The sequence below is a fragment of the Mesorhizobium sp. M7A.F.Ca.CA.002.05.1.1 genome (assembly GCF_003998335.1).
Taxonomy (GTDB): domain Bacteria; phylum Pseudomonadota; class Alphaproteobacteria; order Rhizobiales; family Rhizobiaceae; genus Mesorhizobium.
On record NZ_RZQI01000863.1, the window covers coordinates 1 to 2,498 of the forward strand.

Annotated in this window: 3 protein-coding genes; 2 read left to right on the top strand and 1 reads right to left on the bottom strand. The window is 64.5% G+C overall.

Annotation, left to right across the window (positions count from 1 at the left end):
• The coding region (locus EN939_RS29660) for an electron transfer flavoprotein subunit alpha/FixB family protein (protein WP_164751330.1) at window positions 1-713 on the top strand (713 nt) is incomplete at its 5' end.
• Window positions 714-829: 116 nt separating this feature from the next.
• Complete coding sequence (locus EN939_RS29665) at window positions 830-1,708, top strand: 3-hydroxybutyryl-CoA dehydrogenase (RefSeq protein ID WP_013529423.1); 879 nt, start codon at window positions 830-832, stop codon at window positions 1,706-1,708.
• 57 nt (window positions 1,709-1,765) lie between these two features.
• Here the strand turns inward: EN939_RS29665 and EN939_RS29670 are convergent.
• Window positions 1,766-2,498, bottom strand: a 733-nt coding sequence (locus tag EN939_RS29670; RefSeq protein ID WP_127271231.1) for a diguanylate cyclase domain-containing protein, incomplete at its 5' end; no start/stop codon positions are given.

The following is a 2,498-nucleotide window of genomic DNA, read 5'->3' on the forward strand; positions in this document are numbered from 1 at the left end:
CGGCAGCACTGGTCGTGTCGTTGGCAGGCGCTTACGACACCATCATCGCGCCGGCGACCTCGTCGGGCAAGAATGTCGCGCCGCGCGTCGCAGCGCTGCTCGATGTCGCGCAGGTGTCCGAGATCATCGAAGTCGTATCGCCCGACACCTTCAAGCGGCCGATCTATGCCGGCAACGCCATCCAGACGGTGCAGTCGAGCGACGCCAAGAAGGTGATCACGGTGCGCACGGCCTCGTTCCAGGCAGCCCCCGAGGGCGGCTCGGCGGCGGTCGAGACCGTCAAGGCCGCGGCCAATCCCGGCCTGTCCACCTTCGTCGAGAACAAGCTTTCCGAGACCGACCGTCCGGAGCTGACCTCGGCCAAGATCATCATCTCGGGTGGTCGTGCGCTGGGTTCGGCGGAGAAGTTCCAGGAGGTCATCCTGCCGGTCGCCGACAAGCTCGGTGCCGCCGTCGGCGCCTCCCGCGCCGCGGTCGATGCCGGCTATGCGCCGAACGACTGGCAGGTCGGCCAGACCGGCAAGGTGGTTGCCCCCGATCTTTACATCGCGGTCGGCATCTCCGGCGCCATCCAGCATCTCGCCGGCATGAAGGATTCGAAGGTCATCGTCGCAATCAACAAGGACGAGGAGGCGCCGATTTTCCAGGTTGCCGACTACGGCCTCGTCGGCGATCTCTTCGTCATTCTGCCGGAGCTGCAAAAGGCGCTTTGACGCTTTCTGCCAAAGCGTATTAAATGGTGAGGGTGGGGTAGACGAAGTCGCCCCGCCCTTTTAGTTTGCACCGCACAAAAAGCAGGCCGCAAAGGCCTTTTGACGGGATCGGTGTAATGAGCAAGATCGAGACGATCGGCATCATCGGCGCGGGCCAGATGGGCGGCGGCATCGCCCATGTCTCCGCGCTTTCGGGCTACAAGGTGCTGATCTACGATATTTCGCCCGACCGCATCGAGAAAGGCATCGCCACAATCAGCGGCAACATGGCCCGCCAGGTGGGGTCCGGCAAGCTCGACGAGAAGGTGCGCAACGACGCGATGGGCCGCATTTCGGCCGCGCCCGCGATGGCCGATCTTGCCGGCGCGGATCTGGTGATCGAGGCGGCGACAGAGGACGAGACGGTCAAGCGCAAGATCTACGCCCAGCTTTGTCCGCAGCTCAATCCCGAAGCCATCCTGGCGACCAACACCTCGTCGATCTCGATCACGCGGCTTGCCGCGCAGACCGACCGGCCTGAGCGGTTCATCGGCATACATTTCATGAACCCGGTGCCGCTGATGAAGCTGGTCGAGCTGGTGCGCGGCATCGCCACCGAGGACCAGACCTTCGAGGCTGCCAAGACCTATGTGAAGCAGCTCGACAAGACGATCACGGTCTCGGAGGATTTTCCGGCCTTCATCGTCAACCGCATCCTGTTGCCGATGATCAACGAGGCGATCTACACGCTCTATGAGGGTGTCGGCTCGGTCGACGCCATCGACACCGCCATGCGGCTCGGCGCCAACCATCCGATGGGGCCGCTGCAGTTGGCCGATTTCATCGGGCTCGATACCTGCCTGTCGATCATGCAGGTGCTGCATGACGGCCTGTCGGACTCGAAGTATCGCCCTTGCCCGCTGCTGGTGAAATATGTCGAGGCCGGCTGGCTCGGCCGCAAGACCGGGCGCGGCTTCTACGACTATCGTGGCGAGCATCCCGTTCCGACGCGCTGAGCGCATCGTCGACGCAAATCAGGGACAAGCCTTCGGATCGGCGGTTGACAGGCTCGATCAGGAGGCCGCCGCCAGCGGCTCTGTCCGGCCCTCCACGATCCGTGCGTCGGACGCCACGGAGACACAGCCGCGGCCGGCCGCCTTGGCCGCATAGCAGGCCGCATCGGCTCTCGCGATGATCTCGTCGACCTCGCCGCAATTGGCATTGATCGCAGCCAGTCCGATGCTGGCGCCGATCACGTGAAGACGGCCGTCCCAGGTGAAGTCCAGCCCGCCGATCGCATCGATGATGGAGCGTGCCGCGATCTTGGCGCCGGCTGCCGAACCCGATTTCAGAATGACCGCGAATTCGTCGCCGCCGAGGCGAGCGACGATATCGTCTGGACCAAGCACGCCGCGAATCGCCTCGGCAACCCGCTTCAGCAGCGCGTCTCCCGCCGCGTGTCCGCCGGTGTCGTTGACCAGTTTGAAGTGGTCGAGATCGATGAACATGAACTGATGTCCGGCGCCTCCGACCGACTTCGTCGTGTCGGCGGTGCCATCCTTGCGCGCCTGGCCGACCAGGTCTTCCATGGCGCGGATGAAGCTCGAGCGGTTGGCAAGGCCGGTCAGCGCATCGTGTGCCGCGGCATGCGCCAGCTGGCGCTGCAGCGCGCGCGCATCGGTAAAGTCCTGGAAGACGATGACCAGCCCGCAGAATTCGTTCCGTTCGTTGATGATCGGCGACACCACCTGGCGGATGCTGCAGCGCGTGTCGTCGCGCCGGATCAGGACGGCGCGGCTGTTCTGG